The organism is Cellulosilyticum sp. ST5 (assembly GCF_046529625.1).
GTDB lineage: Bacteria > Bacillota > Clostridia > Lachnospirales > Cellulosilyticaceae > Cellulosilyticum > Cellulosilyticum lentocellum.
In genome coordinates this window covers 2,456,337-2,477,901 of record NZ_CP132338.1, presented here as the reverse complement: position 1 = coordinate 2,477,901, position 21,565 = coordinate 2,456,337, and the positions used below count along the sequence as shown (strand labels likewise).

Below are 21,565 nucleotides of genomic sequence, written 5' to 3'. Positions count from 1 at the left end.
GTCGATTATTGAAGGAGGACTCAATCAAATGATTAGAAATTACACTGATATTAAAGTGTTTACTTGTAATGCTCACCCCCAGCTTGCTAAGGAAATCGCACAAGGATTAGACGTTACACTTGGTAAATCAGAGGTTATGAAATTTAGTGATGGAGAAATAAGCGTTAAAATTGACGAGAAAGTACGTGGTACCGATGTTTATATTATCCAACCAACTTCTACTCCAGCTAATGAACATCTTATGGAATTGCTTATTATGATTGATGCCATGAAACGTGCTTCAGCAGGGCGTATTACGGCAGTTATCCCATACTATGGTTATGCAAGACAAGATAGAAAAACAAGAGCTAGAGATCCAATTAGTTCAAAACTTGTAGCAGATATTCTGCAAACAGCTGGTGCTGACAGAGTACTTACAATGGACTTACACTGCTCACAAATTCAAGGGTTCTTTAACATTCCAGTAGATCATTTAGTAGGTATGCCACTTTTAACTAAATACTATGCGGATAAATTTGGTGATCAAACAGAAGATGTAGTGGCTGTATCACCAGACTTAGGTAGTGTGGGTAGAGTCAGATCTTTTGCTACTAAACTCGATATACCTTTAGCGATTATTGATAAGAGAAGACCAAAAGCAAATGTATCTGAAATTATGAATATCATTGGTGATGTTAATGGTAAACGTGTTCTCTTAATTGACGATATGATTGATACAGCAGGAACTATTTGCAATGCTGCAAATGCACTTAAAGAAAGAGGGGCAACAGCTGTATATGCTTGTTGTACACATGGTGTGCTTTCAGGTCCTGCGTTAGAAAGAATAGAAGCTTCTGCTATTGAAGAATTAGTAGTGCTTAATACAATTGCTATACCAGAAGAGAAAAGAATTGCAAAAATTAAAGAGATTTCAGTTGCTCCAATTTTTGCAGATGCAATCAGACGCATACACGAAGATTTATCAGTATCTAAATTATTTGATTAGAGTAAAGAGAGGTAGTCCTTTTATGGATTATCTCTTTTTTTATTAACAAAAAGTATTATTTTGTATTGTATATAACATATTTTGAACTGATATAGATAAAAGGACAGCAATAAGGAGCGTTACATAGAATCTATCTAAATGCGATAGAATTAATAGCTAACTAATAAAATTTAAGGTTAAAAAAACTAATGTTTATTGTAAATAAAGTATAATATTAGTTAAAATGAGCGGGGCAGTAATAAAAAAGAGTGTAGAGCAAAAAAAATCTATGAGGAGGGGGAGGTGCGCTAAGAAATATCTATATTCAAAAAATGTACATAAATAGTGCTTTAAATATAAAATAATTTACTAATTAAATTAAAAAAACCTTACAATTAAAAATTTGATAAGTAAAAAATACTAAATAATTTAGAAAAATATATTTAAAAATATATTTTTCTAACTAATAATATGTGATATAATGCATTTAAACATATAGAAGGGGGTATTTTAAATGCATAATAAGAAGTTAAAAAGGGTATGGGCATCTCTTATGGCAGCGACTATGATAGTGCCAATCTTACCTACAGCTCAAGTATTTGGTGCATCAGGGGAAAGCGCAATGATTTATGAGAATGATTTTGAAAAAGAAGCATCAGCAGAGGACATAGGAGGGAACAAAGCATTAGGATTTGAATTGGAAGGTGATATTAATAACTCATGGCTTACTGTTTTTCAACAAGACTTATATTATGAGTATGCTGACCAAATTAATGCTGGAGCAACCTTGAGTTTTGATTTGATTATTCCAGAAAAAAGTACTTTTACAGGTGTATTTAAAGCACAAGCTGTAGCTAAAATGGGGAATGATTGGACTTGGACTCAGTGTGAAACAATTCCAGAAATTGCAGTAAGCGCATTTACTTCAATGGGAAATGGTTATAAAAGTGCTAATGTTTCCATTTCATTTGGAAAAGAGATTGAACAAATAAAAGGTTTAAAAGCAGTAGTACCTTGTTTAGCTGCTAGTAATTGTGATTATAAAGGTAAGATTTATCTAGATAATGTCAAACTTACTAATGGTAAAGCTGCTATTACAGAACCTGTGATTGTAGAAGCAACACAAAAAGTGAAAACTCAAACAGCTATTAAGGTTAATGCCAATTCTATTGTTTCAAATGGTAAGCAGATGAATACATCTAAGGAAGTTAAATTGGTAGATGACAAGGCAGTAGATTCAGTAGCTCAATTATATGCTTATTTAGAAGCCGTAGGCAAATCGGATAGTGTATTGTATGGTCATCAAAATGATACACATCATAAAGCAGGCAATAAGAAATTAAGTAATTCAGATACAAAAGATGTGACAGGCTCTATTTCTGCTGTAGTGGGAATTGATACTTTGTCTTTAGCTGGAAATGAGTTTCCTGGTGGACTTGAAAATCAGTACCCTACAAGCATGACTAGTCAACAACGTATAGAAGTATGCGCTAAAATGAATAAGGAGGCAGTAGCAGAAGGTGCTATTATAACTGTTTCAGCACACATGCCTAACTTTACTATTATTGCTGACCGTATAGCTAATAAACCAGGGAAAGATGGCACGCTAGATTGGACAAAAGCAGACTTCTTGAGTGAAGGCAATAATGTGGATGGTTCATGGGTTACCAGTGGGGATGTTGTTCAAAAGATTATGCCAGGTGGAAAGCTCAATTATTTATTTAATGCTTATCTTGATATGATTGCAGCTTATGCGGAAGAAATGGGAGATACACCTATATTACTACGTCCTTTCCACGAAAATACAGGCAGTTGGTTCTGGTGGGGAGCAGCCTTCTGTGATGAAGAGGCCTACAAAAACTTATATAAATATACTGTAGACTATTTACGTGATACAAAACAGATACATAACATTCTCTATGTATATGGACCAGGATCAGAGGCAGAGAGTGTGACTGACTATGCAAAACGCTATCCTGGAGATGACTATGTTGATATGGTAGGTTTTGATATGTATCATCAATATCCAGCAGAAGGAGATAGTTTTATTGCTAATTTTAAAAAGCAACTTATTGTTGTAGAACAATTTGCTCAACAACATAATAAATTGTTCGCTGTAACAGAAACAGGTATTTCTAATGGAAATGAAGTATTACTTAAAGGTGGAAATGAGAGGAAAGATTGGTATAATGAAGTGCTAGAAGCTATAGCACCATCTTCGGCATCTTATTTCTTGCTATGGGCAAACTTTGGAACAAACAGTGGTTATTATACACCATATGTGACAGAAAAGACGGAAGCTAGCATGAAGGGACATGAAATGCTAGATAACTTTATTGATTTTTATAATAATAGTAAATCTGTATTTGCAGCACAAGTAGGAGATTTAAATAAGCTTTCTGTAAAAGTTAAGGACAATACTAATGTAACAGGATATATTACTTATCCTACATCAGGTAGTCGTATATTAGATACTACAACAATTAAAGCAAGTGTTAATAATGTCATTGATACAGCTAAAGTTAACTTTACAATTAAAAACAAGGCAGGAAAAGTAGTTAAAACCTTAGCTGCAACTAAAGATGCCTCTGGAGCTTATGTGTCAGAATTAACAAAAGCAGAGCTTAAAAAAGTAGGTGAAACTACAGGGACAATCAACCTCACTGTAGAGGGTAAAGAAATCAGTAAAATAAATGGTAAATTCAATATGCCAGAACCTGTTTATGTACCTACAGTAGTAGATACTTTCGATGATTACTATGGAGATAATGAAGTTCTAAATACAAGTTGGAGTATAGGAAAAGGAACCGGTTGTACATTGGCACCAAGCTTAAGTGATAAGAAGTATGCAGGAAAATATGGACTGGAATTTAAGTATAACCTTGTAGCAGGCGGTTATATTGGTGTTACAAAGAGTCTCAATAATGTAGATTGGTCTAAGCAAAATGCATTACAGTTATGGACTATTCCAGATGGAAAGAATAAAAAGGTTGTTATTCAAGTGACATCAGGTGGCAATGTATTTGAGGTATACTTAAATGACTATGAAGCATATAACAAGGCTACAGGACCTATCTTAGTAACTATACCATTTAGTAGCTTTGTAGGTAGAGATGATGCAAATGCTGTATTTGATTCAACTAAGATTGAAGGCTTTGGATTATGGTGCAATACCATTTTGCCAGAAGGAGCAGATGCAGATACTTATAAGTTAACAGGAAGTATTTACTATGATGACATTAAAGCAATAACTAGCAAAGAGACTAGACTAGTATATCATTTACTAAAAAGTAATTTGCTAAGCCTAAAAAGCATCTTGGCCGGAGATAATCCTCCCTCCTAGCCAAGATGTTTTTTATTTGCATAAAGTAAATTGTAATATATAATATTGTTGTTATACATTTGAAAAAAGAATGATATGATAGAAATACAGATAAACTATAAAAAACTGCCACATTTAAATATGATATAGCAAGTTATAAAGATATATTGGTAGTTATAAAAGATAGGTGGGAAAAAATGAAATTAATAGTAGGACTAGGAAATCCAGGTCTGCAATATGCAGCCACAAGACATAATATTGGTTTTGAAGTGATAGATAGCTTAGCAGAAGCGTATAATATACAAGTAACGAAAAGTAAATATAAAGCTTTAATTGGGGAAGCTAATATTAAAGGTGAGCGTGTTATCTTAATGAAGCCTCAAACCTATATGAATTTAAGTGGCGAAGCTGTAAGGGCTTGTATGGACTTTCATAAAATAACCAATGAAGAGGTATTTGTTATTTTTGATGATGTTTCTTTAGAAGTAGGACAACTACGCCTGCGTAAAAATGGTAGTGCTGGTGGGCATAATGGGATTAAAAGTATTATTGCACACATAGGTACACAAGATTTCTCAAGGCTTAAGTTTGGTGTTGGTGAAAAACCAGCAGGTTGGGACTTGGCTAATTATGTATTAGGTAGATTTTCAGAAGATGATCTTAAAATAATAGGGCCTAGATTTAAGGATGCTGTAGATGCTACAACTATGTTTGTAACGGATGGCATTGATAAAGCAATGAATAAGTATAACTTAAAAGTAAGACGGTGATTAAATTGGGATATAAACATAAAGGACTTATAGAACCTTTAAAAGAAGTGCAGGGAATGTCACAGCTTTTAGAGCATCTGGAGTACGGTGAAAATGTCAAGGTTGTAAACATGATAGATGCCTGCAAAGGTCATTTTTCATATGGCATAGGTTGCTTCACTGAAAAGCCACTTGTAATTATCACTTATGATGAGCCAAGTACCAAGCAAATTTCAGAAGATATGATGGCTTTAAACGGTAAAGAAAAAGTGTATATTTATCCCGCAAGAGATATCTTGTTTTATAACGCAGATGTGCACAGTATGGATATTACTTCCCAGCGTATTAAAGTGATTGAGGCCTTACAAAAAGGAGAAAAGGCAGTGTTTATCATTCCTATTGAGGCCCTACTTAATCCTTTGTCCCCTAAAGAAACATGGGAATCTTATACAAAGATTGTACAAGCGGGAGAATGCATTAACATTAGCCGTTTAGAACGTGAATTAGTGCAAATGGGCTATGAACGAGTTGGGCGAGTAGAAGGAATGGGACAATTTGCCATTCGTGGCGGTATTATAGACATTTATACACCTATTGATGAAGAACCTTATAGAATTGAACTTTGGGATGATGAAGTCGACTCTATAAGGAACTTTAACGTGCAAACACAACGCTCTATTCAAAAGGTAGAGGCACTACGTATTGTGCCTAATCAGGAAATTATTTTTCATTTAGACCTTTTAAAAGAAGCTATTCCAGCGATTAAAGAAGACCTGAAAAAGACTACTAAAGCGTTAAGACAAGCCGGTAAAAAGGAAAGCGCACTTAAGATAGAGGAACAAGTGGGAGAGGCAATAGATCAAATTCAAAATGATATTAGTCCCCGAGGATTAGAGTTGTATATACCATATACTTCGCTAAAATTAGTATCTATTTTAGATTACTTACCTAAAGAAACACTTCTCATTATTGATGAACCAGTTAAAACAAAGGCAAGATGTGAACGGGTACTAGAAGAATACGGTATGAGTATGAAAGATCGCCTTGAATACGGGCATATTTTACCCAAACAAATTCAGCTTATTTTTGAGTATGAGCATTTAATTGTGCGAATGGAAACCTTTACTAAACTTTTTCTCATGAACTTTAATGCAGAAGTGGCGACTTTTGATGTTGCTTATACGCTATCCCTGAAAGTGCATGAGAATAATACTTTATATAAAAATCTTGAACTCCTAGAGAAGGATTTAAAGGAATGGAAGAAAGATAATAAAAGAGTTATTATTTTATCAGGTGTTAAAGCAAAATCCTTACGTCTTATGAGTGAGCTAGAAGAAAGAGGAGTCATTGCGAGTTATAGTGAAAATAGTGAAGAGGAAGTTAAGAAGGGGCAAATTCTAATTTACAAGGGTGTTTTAGAGAAAGGTTTTTATTATGAGGATTTAGGCCTTTATATAGTGGCTGATAAAGATTTATTTGGAAAAGATAAGAAAACCAAAAAATCCAAGAAAAAACACAGTGGTGCTAAAATACAAAGCTTTTTGGAACTTGCACCTGGAGATTATGTTGTACATGAACAACATGGTATCGGTGTATTTAAAGGGGTCGAGCAAATTGTTATTGAAGGTATTAGTAGAGACAATTTAAAAATAGAATATGCAGACAACAATGTATTGTACGTTAATATCAATCAAATGGATATGGTCCAAAAGTATGTAGGTTCAGAAGGTAAGGCGCCTAAACTTAGTAAACTAGGTGGATCTGAGTGGAAAAAATCTAAAGCAAAAGTCAAAGGAGCTATTCAAAATATAGCTAAAGAGCTTGTTAAGCTTTATAGCCAAAGACAATATTCAAGAGGATTTTGTTATGAAGAAGATACGATTTGGCAAAAAGAATTTGAAGCTATGTTTCCTTATGAAGAAACTGGTGATCAACTAGAAGCTATTGAAGATGTTAAAAAAGATATGGAAAGTGACAAAATCATGGACCGTCTTATTTGTGGAGATGTAGGATATGGGAAAACAGAAGTGGCTATCCGTGCTGCTTTTAAAGCAGTACAAAATAGCAAGCAAGTGGCATATCTTGTACCAACTACTATTTTAGCTCAGCAACATTATCAGCGTTTTGCAGAACGTATGGCAGACTATCCTATTACCATAGAATTGCTTTCACGTTTTAGAACGCCTAAGCAAATTAAGAAAAGCTTAGAAGGCCTAGCAAGTGGAAAAGTAGATATTATCGTCGGGACCCATAGATTGTTATCCAAGGATGTACAGTTTAAAGACTTGGGGCTTGTAATCATTGATGAAGAGCAACGCTTCGGTGTAACTCACAAAGAAAAACTTAAACAGCTTCGTACACAAGTTGATGTAATGAATTTAACAGCAACACCTATTCCGAGAACCCTTCACATGAGTTTAATAGGGATTAGGGATATGAGTGTTTTAGAAGAAGCTCCGGTTGAAAGAAAACCTGTACAAACCTATGTGATTGAGTATAGTGAAGACTTTATTAAGGATGCCATTAATAGAGAGTTAGCTAGAGGAGGACAGGTTTATTTCCTTCATAATCAAGTCAAAGACATAGAAGAAAAGGCACATGCTATTCAAGAGCTAATTCCTAAAGCAAGAGTGGCATTTGCTCATGGACAAATGAGCGAACGAGAACTGGAGCAAATCATGTTACGCTTTATAGAAGGTGAAATTGACGTTTTAGTATGTACTACTATTATTGAAACGGGTTTGGATATTTCTAATGCGAATACAATTATTATGAATCATGCAGATCGTATGGGGCTGAGTCAGTTGTATCAACTTCGTGGACGTGTTGGGCGCTCAAGTCGTATGGGGTATGCTTATTTGATGTATCAAAAAGATAAGGTGCTAAAAGAAGTAGCTGAGAAGCGTCTTCAGGCCATTAAGCAGTTTACTGAACTTGGAGCTGGTTTTAAAATTGCAATGAGAGACTTAGAAATTAGAGGGGCAGGCAATTTATTAGGTGCTCAGCAACATGGGCATATGGAGTCTATTGGATACGATTTGTACTGCAAAATGTTAGCGGAAGTAGTGAGTGAAGAAAGAGGGGAAGAAGTAGCGGAAGAATATGAAACAACTATAGAAATTAAGTTGAATGCTTATATTCCAGGTAGTTATATTCCTGATGAAATACAAAAGTTGGATATTTATAAGAAGATTGCTTCGATTAAAAATGAAACAGACTATTTAGATGTTCAAGAAGAAATTGAAGACCGTTATGGAAACATCCCAGTGGCTGTATATAATTTATTAGACATTGCCCTTATCAAAGCTATGGCACATGATTTATATATTATTTTAGTATCTGAGAACAATAAACATGTAACCTTTAAGTTTAAAGAAAATGCACCTCTTAATGCTGAAAAAGTACCTGAAATACTTAAAGAGTATGGTAGAAATCTAAAATTCGTAGGAGGCAAGGAACCTGCTTTTAAAGCGAATCTAGAAGAAGCAGGGAAAAAAGAACTACTTAGTAATATTAAAAATATATTACATCTGCTCAAAAAATTGAAGAGTGAATGATTATAAGCTATAATAGTTTACAAAGAGAAAAAGGAACTGTATAAGGAGAGAGTAGCGTGAAGAGCATCAGTAGAACCTTAATTATGCTAGTATTAGCAAGTATTATGGCTTTTGGATTAACTGGTTGCGCCAAAGAAACAATAGTAGCCACTGTTAATAGTGAAAAGGTATCAGAGCCCTTATATCGTATTTTCTTATGGTCAACACAGCGCGGTCTAGAGAGTATTTTACCTAACATATGGGATGTTGATCCTATAGAAGGAAAAACACCAGAGGAGTTTGCAAAGGAAAGAGCTCTTAAATCCATAACCTATTATGTAGCCGTAAAACAAAAAGCAGAAGAAGCAGGTATTAATAAGCTTACAAAGGAAGAAAAGAGTGCCATTAAGGAATCTGCTAAAAATTATGTAGAGACAAATAAAGAATTTGTAACAAATTATGGCATTAAGCAAAAAGATTATGAGAAGTTCTTAGAATATGGAAAGTTAGAAGAAAAGGTTGTTAGTCAATTAGGTGGAACCTATATTCCTAATGAAGAGGAACTTAAAGAAGCTATGAAAGTGCTTGAAGAAGAAGGTGAATTTACATCAAGTGCGACTATTACTCATGTGCTCATTAAGAATAAAGATGAACAGGGTAATACATTACCTTCTGATAAGGATGCGGAGGCAAAAAAAAGAGCAGAAGATGTCTTAAATCAAGCATTAAATGGTGAAGATTTAACGATACTTGCTAGAAAGTATTCAGAAGATGCTGCTGTAAGTACAAATGATGGACAGTATACTTTCAAAAAAGGAGAAATGGAAGAAAGTCTAGAAGAGGTAGTATTTAATGAAGCAAAAATAGGAGCAGTTTATCCTAAGCTTATTGAAACGAGTATGGGTTATGAAATTGTAAAAGTAGAAGAGCTTAATGATATGGATGAAGTAACAATGAAAGAAGCTGCTATTAGAAAAATTCAGCAGGATTTTGTGAATCATGAGTTGTCAGAACTTAGTGCAACTTACAAAGTAGAAAAGACAGAGTCTTACGAAAATATTCATATTATGAATCTCGGTGAAGAATCTTAAAAGAATCAAATCATTTTTATGATTTGATTCTTTTTTTGAATGAGTTTTGATGATATTGGTAATAATTTATTATATAAAGCGAAAGCAAGGAGTATCATGCATAGAATCCCAAAATATGTAGCATAATAATTGTAAATTATAGTTAAAGCTATATATCATCAATTTGACATTGTTAAGGAGGTTGTTTCTTTTGAAAGCAACAGGCATCGTTAGACGAATAGATGACTTAGGTCGTGTCGTTATCCCTAAAGAGATTAGACGCACATTACGTATTAGAGAAGGAGATCCTTTAGAAATCTTTACAGACAATGAAGGGCAAGTTATTTTGAAAAAGTATTCTCCGGTTGGTGAACTGAGCTCTTTTGTAAAAGAATATGCGGATGCCTTAGCACAAGCAACAGGACATATCACCTGTATTGCTGATAAAGATCAAGTTATTGCTGTGGCCGGTGGTTCTAAAAAAGAATTTTTAGATAAAAGTATTAGTAGTCATTTAGAAAAAATTATTCAAGGACGCTCTATTTTCAAAGCAACTAAAGATGATGCAAAATTTGTACCTATTCTTCTAGAAGGAACTACAGAAAGCTATTATTCAGAAGTGATTTCACCTATTATTTGTGAAGGTGATGCTATAGGAGCAGTTATCTTTCTTTCAGCTAATAAAAATAATGCTATGGGTGAAGTAGAAGAAAAATTAGCTTATTCTGCTTCTGGCTTTATAGGTAAACAGATGGAACAATAAAATAAAAGCCAGCAACCTTAATAATCATTGATTAAGTTGCTGGCTTTTGTTTTTAATAACTGTTAATGATATTTTTAAGAAGTAAGGAAAGAGTCATCCTTAATAGTTACTAAGAGGTATAAAGAGTATATTTGAGATTAATGTAAGAGATAAATGAGAAGTTTTCTTTATAGTACGGAGGGAATTGGTGTGATAAAATAAAGAAATAAGCATTTTAACTGCCAAGGAGGAGAGTAATGGAGTCATTATATAGCTATGAGGATTTGGTAGCAATTATTGAAAAACTAAGAGGTGAGGGTGGATGTCCTTGGGATAGAGAACAAACGCATGAATCTCTTATTCCCTGCTTATTAGAAGAAAGCTATGAGCTTATGGAAGCTTTACAAAATAATGATATACCTTTAATGAGAGAAGAATTGGGAGATGTACTATTGCAAGTGCTGATGCATACACAAATTGCAAAAGAAGATGGTGAATTTACTTTAGAAGAGGTAATCCATGACTTAGCGCATAAATTAATTTATAGACATCCTCATGTTTTTAAGGATACGAAGGTGGAAAATTCCGAGGAGGTATTGGCTAATTGGGAAGAACTTAAGCAAAAAGAAAAAAATGAGACAAGCTTGGTGGAATCTATGGACCGAGTAGCTAAGACACTTCCCGCTTTAGTTAAAACTCAAAAAGTACAAAAGAAAGCAATAAAAAGTGGAGCTATAAATAGGGATATTTTACAGGAATTAGAAGGGTTAATTGATAGGTTGAATTGCATAAAAGATACTGTAAAACAAGGTGATATTGTACAAAATGAAGAAAAAATAGGCGAAATCCTGTTTGCTGTAGTAAAATTATCCACTTTTTTTGAGATAAATGCGGAATTTGCCTTGACAAAATCAATGGAAAAGTTTATAAATAGATTTAGATATATTGAAAATTCAAGGGTTCCAAAAGATTGAACCTAAAATTTTCAATACATATATCCATGTTAGAAACATGAATAGAGGAGGAACAAATAATGAACAAATCTGAATTAGTAGCTGCTATGTCTGCAAAAGCAGAAATTAGCAAAAAAGATGCTGAAAAAGCACTTAAGGCTTTTGAAGATGTTGTAATGGAAGAACTTCAAGCTGGGGGAAAAATTCAATTAGTTGGTTTTGGAACATTTGAAGTTACAGAGCGTAAACCACGTGTAGGTAGAAATCCAAAAACAAATGAAGAAATGCCAATCCCAGGTGGAAAAGCACCTAAATTCAAACCTGGTAAAGCTTTAAAAGATGTTGTTAAAGGTAACTAATATATAAAAATCTACACTGTTAGTGTAGATTTTTTTTTTTCAAATGGAGGATAAGATGCGTATAGATAAATACTTAAAGATTAGTCGTATCATTAAAAGAAGAACTATTGCTCAAGAAGCATGTGATAGTGGAAGAGTGATGGTTAATGATAAGCTTGCAAAACCAGGAACTGATGTAAAGATAGGTGATGTTATAGAGATTCGTTTTGGGACGCAGACCGCTAAGTATGAAGTGTTAGAAATTAAGGAACATGTAAAAAAAGAAGAAACAGATAACTTGTACCGTATTTTGTAATAAATATCATTTCCTTTCATATAAATAGTTATAGAAGGCTATAAGATGAAAGGATGATAAAAATGGAAGAAAAAATGGGACGAAAGCACATGCTTACTTTATCAGATAGAGAAAAGCTATCTATTACAGGCGTAACAGAAGTTTTTTCTTTTGATGAAGAAGTTATAGAATTAGAAACGGGTAAAGGGTATCTGGAGATTAAAGGAGACGGGCTCCATATCATTAAGATGAATATTGATGATGGAGAGGTGATTGTAGAAGGAACAGTTGATGAACTTATTTATCATGATAATCAAAGCCAAGGTAAGAAAAAGGGCACGATTATGTCGAAATTATTTAAATAAGTCGGTGATGTTATGAATCAAATTGTAAGCAGTCAAACCAGGCTCTTTATCACTTCTATCGAAATAGGGATTATGATGGGGATTATATTTGACCTAGTAAGAATTGTGAGAAAAATTATAAAGCACCCTAATTTCTTTGTACAGCTAGAAGATATGCTATACTGGATTTTTTGTGGTTTTACTGGGTTCTATATGCTTTATATATGTAATTATGCAGATATAAGACCTTATATCTTTATTGGTATTATTTTAGGAGCAACTCTGTATTTCCTAACCTTTAGCATTGTTTTTATGGGAATTATGACTAGGATTATTAATTATGTAAAAGCAGTACTTAGGAAGCTTTACCATCTAATCCTTATCCCTGTTAGAGGAACTATAAGGCTGATTAATGTTCCTTTAAATTACATACAAAATAAACACAATCAGATGAAATACTATCAAAAACTTAAAAGACGGGCGATTGCCAGGAAGAAATATCAACAAGAGGCAGATAAAAAAACAGAACGTTTTTTAAAAAATCAAAAAATATGATTTACAAAGGCTAATAGCTTTTATATTATAATAAGTAAGAAGGATACAAAATAAATTTTAATTTTATATAAAAGCAGGGATACAAATGAGAAAACAAAAAGTAATCATTTTAAGAATTGCATTTATCGTCACTACCCTAGGAGTAGTGGGCTTGTTTGTAAGTGGACAAAATCTTAGGGTATTGAACCAAAAAGTTGATAAAGAGTTAGAAGTAACAAGAGAAAAAGTAGCTGTTCAACAAGATAAGCTAGAGGCACTACAAAAAGAAGTGACAGATATTAACTCTAAAGAGTATATTGAAAAGGTAGCAACAGATCAACTGGGTATGGTAGAAGAGGATACAATTGTCTTTCGAGAAAAGAAATAGCCTTGACAAAAATGATACATGGATTATACTTAAATTAACAGAGCATATAGTGTTGCTTTGTTATTAGAAGAATAACGCGGGATGGAGCAGTTGGCAGCTCGTCGGGCTCATAACCCGAAGGTCACAGGTTCAAGTCCTGTTCCCGCTATTACCAAAAGAAACAGCTTAAACCTATTTAAGCTGTTTCTTTTTATGAAATTAGCTTTTATGAATGAAAATAGTTGAACAAAGAGACATAAACAAGCTATGATAAATACAAAAGGAGTGATAGGATGTTAGAAATGGAACAATTGCAGATAAGTTTGCAACCGTATAAAGTGAAATTAGTTGAAATGGGGAACCGTCTTTGACATTGAAGGATGCAAAGTTAAAGCTAGTGAGTTAGAAGAGATGTCTATGGACAATGCTTTTTGGAACGACATAGAAAGAGCGCAAAGTGTACTACAACAACTTAAAAGCTATAAAGATCGTATAGAAAAATACGATAAATTATGTGGTAGTTTTGAAGATATTTTGGTGCTTATAGAAATGGCTAATGAGGACGAGGATCTTGGATTGGCGGAGGAAGCAAAAGCATGTGCAAAAACTTTTGAAGAAGATTACAGCGAAATGCTTACCGCCACATTGTTAGATCAGGAGTATGACCGTAATAATGCCATATTAGAACTCCATCCAGGAGCAGGTGGAACAGAGGCATGCGACTGGGTAGCTATGCTTTTTAGAATGTATACAAGATGGGCTGACAGAAAAGGTTTTAAGGTGGAAGTCCTTGATTATCTCGATGGAGATGAAGCCGGTATTAAGTCGGTAACCATTCAAATAAGTGGTGAAAATGCTTATGGTTATTTAAAATCAGAGAAGGGGATTCATCGTCTGGTACGTATATCACCTTTTGATTCTTCTGGAAGAAGACATACTTCCTTTGCTTCGTGCGATGTTATACCTGAGATTACAGATGAAATAGAAATTGATATTAGGCCAGAAGACTTACGTATAGATACGTATCGTTCGACAGGAGCAGGTGGACAACATGTTAATACAACAGATTCAGCTGTGCGTATTACTCATTTACCAACTAATATCGTAGTACAATGTCAAAATGAACGTTCACAGATTCAAAATAGAGAAAGAGCTATGCAAATGCTAAAAGCAAAACTCTATGAAAAAGAACAAGAGGAGCGCATGGATAGAATAGATGGTATACGAGGAGAAAAAAAAGATATCGCTTGGGGAAGTCAAATTAGATCCTATGTTTTTCATCCTTATAATATGGTAAAGGACCATAGGACGAGTGAGGAAACAGGAAATACTTCAGCCGTTATGGATGGAGATATAGACCGCTTTATGAATGCTTATTTAGGATGGATTCATCAAAAAGATTGATATTCAGGGGGAATGTCTTATGGAGAGTAAGCAGATTGTCGTTTTCAAATTATTAGAACATGAGTTTGGTATGGATATAATAAAGGTGTTAGAAATACAAAATTATGAATCAATAAGGCCTGTACCAGAGGTGCCCGATTATATAGAGGGGATTATCAATGTGAGAGGTGTTGTATTTACCATATTCAATTTACGAAAAAGACTAAACCTGCCATTACACGAAAACTTAAGTCATTCAAAACTGATTTTAATGAATCTAAAGGATAATAGGGTTGGGTTTATTGTAGATAGTGTATCAGAGATATTAACAGTAGAAACCATGCATATAGAAGAATCATCAACTATATTAGGAAAAAAAGAAGTAAGTTGTATACAAGGAATTATCAAAAAAGCAGATCAAATGATTCTTTTATTGGATGTAGATATACTTATTTCAGAGACACAAGAAATGATGCCGTTAGGAGTAAATGATGAAAACAATTATAGTAGCAACTCAAAATAAAGGAAAAGTAAAAGAAATAAAAGAGATGTTAGCTGCTCTACAAGTTGAAGTAAAAACTATGGGAGAAGCAGGGATAGATATAGATATCGAAGAAAATGGTACGACCTTTGAAGCGAATGCCATCATTAAGTCAGAAGCAATAGCTGCGCTTGAACCAAATGCTATTGTAATTGCAGATGATTCAGGGCTAGAAATTGATTATTTAAATAAGGAACCGGGTGTATATTCTGCTAGGTATTTAGGGAAAGATACATCATATGAAATAAAAAATCAAATGATATTAGAAAAATTACAAGATGTAGCTAAAGAAGAACGAACAGCAAGATTCGTTTGTAGTATTGCTATGAGTCGTAAGAATGAAGCTACAATAACGACAACAGGTGTATTAGAAGGCTATATTGGTTATGAAGCGAAGGGCACTAATGGATTCGGATATGACCCTATTTTTTACGTAGAAGAATTAGGGACTTCTACAGCCATGCTCTCTATGGAGGAGAAGAATCAAATTAGTCATCGTGCCAAAGCACTTAAAGCTATGAAAAAAGAATTATTAAAAGTGCTGTAGGTGAGTAAATGAAAGTACTAATAATAAGTGATACTCATGGAAAGATTGAAAATGTAAAAATGATATTAGAACGCACAATTCCTCTAGGTGTGGGTACTGTATTGCATTGTGGAGATTATGTTAGTGATGCAAGGCTATTACAAAAATACTATCCTGGTGTAGAGATACATTATGTGTATGGTAATTGTGATGTTGGCTTTGGAGGTGCATACAGTGAAGTGGTAACTATAGAAGGTATATCCTTTTATATGACTCATGGGCACAGGTATGGTGTAAAATGGGGAGAATATGATGATCTTATTATTGATGCCATAGCCCATGAAGCACAGGTAGCAGTATGTGGTCATTCTCATTGTGCTCATATAGAGAGAAAAGAAGATGTACTTCTATTAAACCCAGGGAGTATGACGCAGCCTAGAGATGGAAAATACCCTTCTTATGCTATTGTAGAAGTTAAGGGTGGGCAAATCAAAGAAGCAAATATCATGCAAATAATTGAGAATGAGAATGTCATTATACATCCTATAAGTAATAGATATAGGGTAAGGTAAAAAAAATAAAAAAAAACATAAAAGGTGTTGACGTATGCAAAGAAGTTAGGTATAATACATTTTGTCAGTCGAGGAGGGAACTCTAAAAACTGACAAAATGAAGCATATGATATGCGGGTGTAGTTCAATGGTAGAACTTCAGCCTTCCAAGCTGACTACGTGGGTTCGATTCCCATCACCCGCTCTTGTGTATCCATAGCTCAGCTGGATAGAGCAACGCCCTTCTAAGGCGTGGGTCCGGGGTTCGAATCCCTGTGGATACGGTATGGTGGGTATAGCTCAGTTGGTAGTAGCACTGGATTGTGGTTCCAGGTGTCGTGGGTTCGAGCCCCATTACCCACCTTTTATTATGGACAAACGTACATAATAATGTAGGGTTATCGCCAAGCGGTAAGGCACAGGATTTTGATTCCTGCATTCGGAGGTTCAAATCCTCCTAGCCCTGTTAGGACATTTGTCCTATGGTTTGGGTCACTAGCTCAGTCGGTAGAGCACTTGACTTTTAATCAAGTTGTCCCGGGTTCGATTCCCGGGTGGCTCATTCTTAACTCAATAGTTAAGGTTTTAATATGCGGGCGTGGCGGAATTGGCAGACGCACTAGACTTAGGATCTAGCGCCGCGAGGTGTAAGGGTTCGACTCCCTTCGCCCGCATCATTAAATAAATATGCATAGTATATGCGGGTGTAGTTCAATGGTAGAACTTCAGCCTTCCAAGCTGACTACGTGGGTTCGATTCCCATCACCCGCTCTTATGTATCCATAGCTCAGCTGGATAGAGCAACGCCCTTCTAAGGCGTGGGTCCGGGGTTCGAATCCCTGTGGATACGGTATATAGGGTTATCGCCAAGCGGTAAGGCACAGGATTTTGATTCCTGCAGACGGAGGTTCGAATCCTCCTAGCCCTGTATAAAAAAGCCAGTGTAGATGATAGCATCTATACTGGCTTTTTTGTGTTTGTGAGAGAAATAAAAAGAAGGTAGAAATACATTATAAAAGAAGCCGAACTAAGTAAATAAAATATACTTAGTTCGGCTTCTTTTGTTTATCTAGCTCTTGGAGGAAACTTAATTAATAATTGCTACAAGTAACCTTATGAAAGACATAGCAAAGCTCCTCAGTATTGTCGGCGCTTCATGAGACTACTAAATAGCAATTATTAAAGCTTAACCAAGAGGAGGGGCTCTTAAGGATTTGATGGGTGCACCTTTTTGCTAGGAATCAAACCTCTAAGACTCTAGTTTAAAAACTTCATTTTTATATAAAGATATATGTAGCTAGGAAAGACAATCCCTAATAAATAATAAAACAAATTCCTATTTTTCTGTAGGAACTCCGTAGGTAGCTAAATTATTGTTTTTATAGCGATTATCTAAGGTGATGTCTTTTCCAAACCACTGAGGAGCTTTGAAAGAATCAGCAGCGGCTACGGAAGTAAATTCAACTTCTACGGTGCATAAGCCATCTAAGTGACCTTGATAAATATCTAACTCAGCTGTTAATTGATTTTCTAAAGGAATAAAATACCTTGTTTTTTTAATAGGCGAGCTATCTACTTTTTTATAAAGAGAATCATATTGCTCTTTGGTGATGGGCATTTCAAATTCTTCTCGTATCATATGCCCTTGGGATTTAACTGTAAGAAAATATTGGTTTCCCATCTCACGAAGCCTTATAACAGGATCGGTTGAAATGTATGCCTGTGTTATTTTTTCGCTTGAGTATGCTTCAAGTGAAGGATAGTCTTGCACTAAAAATTTACGTTCAATTTCCAAAATTAATTACCCCCTTAATTAAACCTTACTATATATTATATTACCATATTAGAAATATAAAAGCATGTTATTTAGAAAAATAGAGCGTATGAATTAATTGAGAGGTTGTTATAAGAAGGCATATTAAAGCAAATAAGTAAAGATTTCTTATTAATACGTTTTAGATTAAAGCTATGTCATATATATATAAGAGAATAAGATAAAACAGTATGAAAGAATTATATGGCTATATTTAGTAAAGAGGTGAATAATGGGAAAATATAAGGTATGTGTTTATGCGATTAGTAAAGATGAAGAGCAGTTTGTTGAGCGGTGGATGGATGCTGTAAGTGAAGCAGATTTAGTAGTTGTTTTGGACACTGGTTCTACGGATGAGACGGTTGGTAAATTGCGTAAAAGAGGGGCGATTGTTTATGAAGATAAGATAGAGCCATGGAGATTTGATGTGGCTCGAAATAAGGCCTTAGACTATGTGCCTATAGATGTAGATATTTGTGTATCCAACGACTTAGATGAAGTATTTGAAAAAGGATGGAGAAAAAAACTAGAAGAAGTCTGGCGACCTTTTTATACAAGAGCAAAATATAGATTTACATGGTCATATAAAGCGGATAGTAGTCCTGATAAACAATTTGTAATGGAAAAAATACATGCTAGGAATAATTTTAGGTGGATTCATCCTGTACATGAGGTACTTGAGTATATTGGAGAAGAACCAGATCAGTCAGTAGCTATTTATGATATTGTGTTAAATCATTATCCAGACTTAACTAAACCTAGGAGTCAATACTTAGCTTTATTGGAATTATCAGCAGAAGAAAACCCTATGGATGATCGTACAATTTTTTGGCTAGGGCGAGAGTATATGTATTATAGCCAATATGATGCTTGTATAGAGATTTTAAAGAGGCATCTGTCGTTACCAACAGCTACTTGGGATGAGGAAAGGTCAGCTTCTATGCGTTTTATTTCTAATAGTTATAAAGCAATGGAGAATATGTCAGAAGCAAAAGTATGGCTTTATCGGGCTATAGCGGAGTGCCCATATGTAAGAGAACCTTATGTATATATGGCAAAGTTGGCGTACAGTGAAGAAAATTGGGAATTATTATTTTTTGTAACAGAAAAAGGATTAGAAATAAAAGAAAGGTCTGGAAGTTATTTAGTTGAACCTGAGAGCTGGGGATATATATTAGAAGATTACGCAGCTATTTCTTGTTATTACTTAGGTCTTTATGAAAAATCTTATGAACATGCTATAAAAGCGTGTGAGTTATTACCTAACGACTCAAGATTAGAAAATAATAAAAAACTTATTAAAGCCAAATTATAAGGAAGGAGGAGTAGAATGAGACATTTTAAAGTGGGAGTTTATGCAATATGTAAAAATGAAGAAAAATTTGCTGAAGCATGGATGAACTCTATGAGTGAGGCTGATATTATTGTTGTTACAGATACAGGGTCAACGGATAAAACAGTAGAAATATTAGAAACTAAGGGAGCTGTAGTTTATAAAGAAGAGATTATCCCTTGGCGTTTTGATGTGGCTAGAAATATTTCTTTAGAACATCTTCCGGAGAATGTAGATATTTGTGTCTGTACGGATTTGGATGAAATGCTAGTACCAGGATGGAGAGAAACATTAGAAAGTACGTGGCAAAAAGGCATTCATCAAGGTAAATACCTGTATAATTGGAATTTAAATCCAGATGGTACACCAAATAGCCAGTTTACCTATTTTAAAGTACATGATAGGCAGCATTTTAGATGGGTATATCCTGTGCATGAAGTTTTAGAATATGTAGGTAAAGAACCATATAGGGAAGTTTTTATAGAAGGGATGGTTCTTAACCATTATCCTGATTCAACTAAATCTAGAGACTCTTATCTAGAACTTTTGGAGATGGCAATAGAAGAAAGTCCGGAAGATGATAGGATGACCTACTATTTAGGTAGGGAATATATGTACAAAGAAAAATCGCAGCAGTGTATAGATACACTAATAAGATATTTACAATTAAAGTCAGCAGTTTGGAAAGAAGAAAGATGTGCGGCAATGAGATGGATAGCAACTAGCTATGGAAACTTAGGTGAGGGTAAAGAAGCAGAGGCTTGGTATTACCGAGCTATTGCAGAGGTACCTTATATGAGAGAGGCTTACGTAGAAATGGCTCAATATGCTTATTTAAAAGAAGAATGGATAACAGTTTTTATGATGGCCAATGAAGCATTAAAAATCAAAGAGAAGTCAAAATGTTATATTAACATGGGCTATGCATGGAATGAGACTCCCTATGATTTAGCAGCCTTGGGAGCATATTACTTAGGTATGTATGATAAAGCGTTAGTATATGCAAAAGAAGCCAATATAATTAATCCTAATAATCAGCGTATAAAGAACAATTTGAAGCTAATACAAGATAAATGCTTAGAATTGGCACAGAAAAAGGTAACTAAGACTCAAGCAAAAGAGGAATTGGTGCATACTTTACTACTTTTATTTAGAAACGAGCATTTATCAGAAGATCAAGAGTTAGCCATGACTTGTCTTTTTTCATTAGAAGAAGCAAAGTATAAAACAGTTATTATTTATAATCAAGGGTACTTATCTAACCAGGAGCTAGAGAAGTTTCTAGAGAAATTTAAGCTCAATTTTATTATCATTGGAGAAGGAAAGAATGTAGGCATTCCAGTAGGGCGTCAGCGCTGTTTTGAATACATATGGACGCATAGGAGAGAAACAAAATATATAAGTGAATTGCATTTAGATATGATTTTTTCACCTTTATGGGAAGAAGCTTTAGTAGGATACTTAAGAACTCATGAGGAACCCATGATTAGCTGTGGTATTATTGATAAAAGTGGAGATATGAAGTTCAGTGGCAATACCATAAGGGAGATACCTAGAGATGGTACGGAAATGCAGAAGTTTTTAAGAAATTTAACAAGTAATAAGATTGTTCATGGATTTACGCATCCCTGTATTCACGTGAGTCATATTCTTGAGGAAGTAGGAGGATATGATTTAAGATTTCTAGAAGGTAAGCATTGCTTTGAGGATGATAGTCTGTTATTAGGTTATTACTATTATTATGGAACAAAGGCAAAGTGGTATCCAAAAGTAAATTATCAATCAGTTGTTTATCATGCTATAGCCATGCAACGCCTAGAGGTGGCGGATGATATTACTGTAAATTTTAATGGGTTAGTGAAACAGTATGGAGCTATGGGATTAAAGTATTTAAGTGAACTCCATAAAAGTAGCTGGCAAGTTGATTTTTTTCAAGAGCAATTTTTGAATCAGTAATAAATGGATAAGAGGTACCTCTATGAAAGGTACCTCATACTAAAATAGTTTAGCTGAAAGACTTAGGTTTCTATTCTAGTAAAAGACCAGCACTTGCATAACCAATGATGTTATTTCCACCCTTTTGACCTGATGGTACTATAGCGAAGAAAATAACCATTATACGTGTTTTAGCTGTTACACTTATATTAAAGGTAGAGTTAATCTTATGAGCTATAAGATTATTTGAAGCGATGTCTGGTGCTAGC

Annotated in this window: 19 protein-coding genes and 10 tRNA genes; 28 read left to right on the top strand and 1 reads right to left on the bottom strand. The window is 34.4% G+C overall.

Features of this window, described 5'->3' with window-relative positions:
• Nucleotides 1–28: 28 nt before the first annotated feature.
• The 26 genes from QTL86_RS12160 (at nucleotide 29) to QTL86_RS12035 (ending at nucleotide 17,143) form a co-directional block, all read left to right on the top strand.
• Nucleotides 29–985 carry a ribose-phosphate diphosphokinase gene (locus QTL86_RS12160; RefSeq protein WP_013656130.1) on the top strand — a complete coding sequence of 319 codons (957 nt, stop codon included), beginning with the start codon at nucleotides 29–31 and terminating at the stop codon, nucleotides 983–985.
• A gap of 493 nt (nucleotides 986–1,478) precedes the next feature.
• The gene (locus QTL86_RS12155) at nucleotides 1,479–4,307 is read left to right on the top strand and encodes a glycoside hydrolase family 26 protein (RefSeq protein ID WP_410494974.1); all 2,829 of its coding nucleotides are present in this window, start codon (nucleotides 1,479–1,481) and stop codon (nucleotides 4,305–4,307) included.
• 176 nt (nucleotides 4,308–4,483) lie between these two features.
• On the top strand, nucleotides 4,484–5,056 hold the full coding sequence (gene pth, locus QTL86_RS12150; RefSeq protein WP_013656132.1) for an aminoacyl-tRNA hydrolase: 573 nt from the start codon (nucleotides 4,484–4,486) through the stop codon (nucleotides 5,054–5,056).
• A 56-nt stretch (nucleotides 5,057–5,112) separates the two neighbouring features.
• Entirely contained in the window at nucleotides 5,113–8,592 is a 3,480-nt protein-coding gene (gene mfd / locus QTL86_RS12145; protein WP_410497312.1) for a transcription-repair coupling factor, read from the top strand.
• A gap of 56 nt (nucleotides 8,593–8,648) precedes the next feature.
• Nucleotides 8,649–9,662 carry a peptidylprolyl isomerase gene (locus QTL86_RS12140; protein ID WP_127065924.1) on the top strand — a complete coding sequence of 338 codons (1,014 nt, stop codon included), beginning with the start codon at nucleotides 8,649–8,651 and terminating at the stop codon, nucleotides 9,660–9,662.
• Between the two features lie 190 nt (nucleotides 9,663–9,852).
• Nucleotides 9,853–10,404 carry a stage V sporulation protein T gene (spoVT, locus tag QTL86_RS12135; protein WP_013656135.1) on the top strand — a complete coding sequence of 184 codons (552 nt, stop codon included), beginning with the start codon at nucleotides 9,853–9,855 and terminating at the stop codon, nucleotides 10,402–10,404.
• A gap of 263 nt (nucleotides 10,405–10,667) precedes the next feature.
• Nucleotides 10,668–11,357 carry a nucleoside triphosphate pyrophosphohydrolase gene (gene mazG, locus QTL86_RS12130; RefSeq protein WP_410494973.1) on the top strand — a complete coding sequence of 230 codons (690 nt, stop codon included), beginning with the start codon at nucleotides 10,668–10,670 and terminating at the stop codon, nucleotides 11,355–11,357.
• A gap of 59 nt (nucleotides 11,358–11,416) precedes the next feature.
• Nucleotides 11,417–11,695 (top strand): HU family DNA-binding protein, encoded by a 279-nt coding sequence (locus QTL86_RS12125; protein WP_013656137.1) that lies wholly within the window; start codon nucleotides 11,417–11,419, stop codon nucleotides 11,693–11,695.
• Between the two features lie 55 nt (nucleotides 11,696–11,750).
• Nucleotides 11,751–11,990, top strand: a complete 240-nt coding sequence (locus QTL86_RS12120) for an RNA-binding S4 domain-containing protein (protein WP_013656138.1) — start codon at nucleotides 11,751–11,753, stop codon at nucleotides 11,988–11,990.
• A 62-nt stretch (nucleotides 11,991–12,052) separates the two neighbouring features.
• Nucleotides 12,053–12,334: a sporulation protein YabP gene (gene yabP / locus QTL86_RS12115; RefSeq protein ID WP_127065926.1), complete on the top strand. Its 282-nt coding sequence runs from the start codon at nucleotides 12,053–12,055 to the stop codon at nucleotides 12,332–12,334.
• A gap of 12 nt (nucleotides 12,335–12,346) precedes the next feature.
• On the top strand, nucleotides 12,347–12,868 hold the full coding sequence (gene yabQ / locus QTL86_RS12110) for a spore cortex biosynthesis protein YabQ (RefSeq protein ID WP_127065927.1): 522 nt from the start codon (nucleotides 12,347–12,349) through the stop codon (nucleotides 12,866–12,868).
• A gap of 85 nt (nucleotides 12,869–12,953) precedes the next feature.
• Nucleotides 12,954–13,235, top strand: coding sequence for an FtsB family cell division protein (locus tag QTL86_RS12105; protein ID WP_127065928.1), 282 nt, complete (start codon nucleotides 12,954–12,956; stop codon nucleotides 13,233–13,235).
• A 75-nt stretch (nucleotides 13,236–13,310) separates the two neighbouring features.
• A tRNA-Met gene (locus tag QTL86_RS12100) sits at nucleotides 13,311–13,383 on the top strand.
• Between the two features lie 124 nt (nucleotides 13,384–13,507).
• Nucleotides 13,508–14,618 (top strand): peptide chain release factor 2 gene (gene prfB / locus QTL86_RS12095; protein ID WP_190283543.1). Its coding sequence is split into 2 segments (ribosomal slippage): nucleotides 13,508–13,582 and nucleotides 13,584–14,618, totalling 1,110 coding nucleotides; the frame shifts between segments, so codons are not numbered across the junction.
• 19 nt (nucleotides 14,619–14,637) lie between these two features.
• Nucleotides 14,638–15,120 (top strand): chemotaxis protein CheW, encoded by a 483-nt coding sequence (locus QTL86_RS12090; RefSeq protein WP_127065930.1) that lies wholly within the window; start codon nucleotides 14,638–14,640, stop codon nucleotides 15,118–15,120.
• Nucleotides 15,089–15,685, top strand: coding sequence for an XTP/dITP diphosphatase (locus QTL86_RS12085; RefSeq protein ID WP_410494972.1), 597 nt, complete (start codon nucleotides 15,089–15,091; stop codon nucleotides 15,683–15,685). The genes QTL86_RS12090 and QTL86_RS12085 overlap by 32 nt, the downstream gene beginning before the upstream one ends.
• An 8-nt stretch (nucleotides 15,686–15,693) precedes the next feature.
• Nucleotides 15,694–16,236, top strand: coding sequence for a metallophosphoesterase family protein (locus QTL86_RS12080; protein WP_127065931.1), 543 nt, complete (start codon nucleotides 15,694–15,696; stop codon nucleotides 16,234–16,236).
• 113 nt (nucleotides 16,237–16,349) lie between these two features.
• Nucleotides 16,350–16,420 (top strand) — tRNA-Gly (locus QTL86_RS12075).
• A 5-nt stretch (nucleotides 16,421–16,425) separates the two neighbouring features.
• Nucleotides 16,426–16,499 (top strand) — tRNA-Arg (locus QTL86_RS12070).
• A 5-nt stretch (nucleotides 16,500–16,504) separates the two neighbouring features.
• A tRNA-His gene (locus QTL86_RS12065) sits at nucleotides 16,505–16,578 on the top strand.
• Nucleotides 16,579–16,609: 31 nt separating this feature from the next.
• Nucleotides 16,610–16,681, top strand: a tRNA-Gln gene (locus QTL86_RS12060).
• A gap of 23 nt (nucleotides 16,682–16,704) precedes the next feature.
• Nucleotides 16,705–16,777, top strand: a tRNA-Lys gene (locus tag QTL86_RS12055).
• A 30-nt stretch (nucleotides 16,778–16,807) separates the two neighbouring features.
• Nucleotides 16,808–16,889: transfer RNA gene (locus QTL86_RS12050), tRNA-Leu, on the top strand.
• A gap of 26 nt (nucleotides 16,890–16,915) precedes the next feature.
• A tRNA-Gly gene (locus QTL86_RS12045) sits at nucleotides 16,916–16,986 on the top strand.
• 5 nt (nucleotides 16,987–16,991) lie between these two features.
• Nucleotides 16,992–17,065: transfer RNA gene (locus tag QTL86_RS12040), tRNA-Arg, on the top strand.
• Between the two features lie 6 nt (nucleotides 17,066–17,071).
• A tRNA-Gln gene (locus QTL86_RS12035) sits at nucleotides 17,072–17,143 on the top strand.
• A 408-nt stretch (nucleotides 17,144–17,551) separates the two neighbouring features.
• Here the strand turns inward: QTL86_RS12035 and QTL86_RS12030 are convergent.
• Nucleotides 17,552–18,010 (bottom strand): CYTH domain-containing protein, encoded by a 459-nt coding sequence (locus QTL86_RS12030; protein ID WP_013656146.1) that lies wholly within the window; start codon nucleotides 18,008–18,010, stop codon nucleotides 17,552–17,554.
• Nucleotides 18,011–18,260: 250 nt separating this feature from the next.
• On the opposite strand from QTL86_RS12030, the gene QTL86_RS12025 reads away from it, so the two are divergent.
• Together QTL86_RS12025 and QTL86_RS12020 are read left to right on the top strand one after the other, a co-directional pair.
• Complete coding sequence (locus QTL86_RS12025) at nucleotides 18,261–19,343, top strand: glycosyl transferase family 2 (protein ID WP_013656147.1); 1,083 nt, start codon at nucleotides 18,261–18,263, stop codon at nucleotides 19,341–19,343.
• 15 nt (nucleotides 19,344–19,358) lie between these two features.
• On the top strand, nucleotides 19,359–21,317 hold the full coding sequence (locus QTL86_RS12020; RefSeq protein WP_410494971.1) for a hypothetical protein: 1,959 nt from the start codon (nucleotides 19,359–19,361) through the stop codon (nucleotides 21,315–21,317).
• Nucleotides 21,318–21,565: the final 248 nt, after the last annotated feature.

What these genes read in the sequence shown, in the direction of transcription:
- QTL86_RS12105 (WP_127065928.1), top strand. Translation starts at nt 12,954, where the DNA reads ATGAGAAAACAAAAAGTAATCATTTTAAGAATTGCATTTATCGTCACT.
- QTL86_RS12120 (WP_013656138.1), top strand. Translation starts at nt 11,751, where the DNA reads ATGCGTATAGATAAATACTTAAAGATTAGTCGTATCATTAAAAGAAGA.
- yabQ (WP_127065927.1), top strand. Translation starts at nt 12,347, where the DNA reads ATGAATCAAATTGTAAGCAGTCAAACCAGGCTCTTTATCACTTCTATC.
- QTL86_RS12160 (WP_013656130.1), top strand. Translation starts at nt 29, where the DNA reads ATGATTAGAAATTACACTGATATTAAAGTGTTTACTTGTAATGCTCAC.
- QTL86_RS12090 (WP_127065930.1), top strand. Translation starts at nt 14,638, where the DNA reads ATGGAGAGTAAGCAGATTGTCGTTTTCAAATTATTAGAACATGAGTTT.
- QTL86_RS12125 (WP_013656137.1), top strand. Translation starts at nt 11,417, where the DNA reads ATGAACAAATCTGAATTAGTAGCTGCTATGTCTGCAAAAGCAGAAATT.
- QTL86_RS12025 (WP_013656147.1), top strand. Translation starts at nt 18,261, where the DNA reads ATGGGAAAATATAAGGTATGTGTTTATGCGATTAGTAAAGATGAAGAG.
- QTL86_RS12020 (WP_410494971.1), top strand. Translation starts at nt 19,359, where the DNA reads ATGAGACATTTTAAAGTGGGAGTTTATGCAATATGTAAAAATGAAGAA.
- yabP (WP_127065926.1), top strand. Translation starts at nt 12,053, where the DNA reads ATGGAAGAAAAAATGGGACGAAAGCACATGCTTACTTTATCAGATAGA.
- QTL86_RS12080 (WP_127065931.1), top strand. Translation starts at nt 15,694, where the DNA reads ATGAAAGTACTAATAATAAGTGATACTCATGGAAAGATTGAAAATGTA.
- QTL86_RS12085 (WP_410494972.1), top strand. Translation starts at nt 15,089, where the DNA reads ATGAAAACAATTATAGTAGCAACTCAAAATAAAGGAAAAGTAAAAGAA.
- mfd (WP_410497312.1), top strand. Translation starts at nt 5,113, where the DNA reads ATGTCACAGCTTTTAGAGCATCTGGAGTACGGTGAAAATGTCAAGGTT.
- QTL86_RS12155 (WP_410494974.1), top strand. Translation starts at nt 1,479, where the DNA reads ATGCATAATAAGAAGTTAAAAAGGGTATGGGCATCTCTTATGGCAGCG.
- pth (WP_013656132.1), top strand. Translation starts at nt 4,484, where the DNA reads ATGAAATTAATAGTAGGACTAGGAAATCCAGGTCTGCAATATGCAGCC.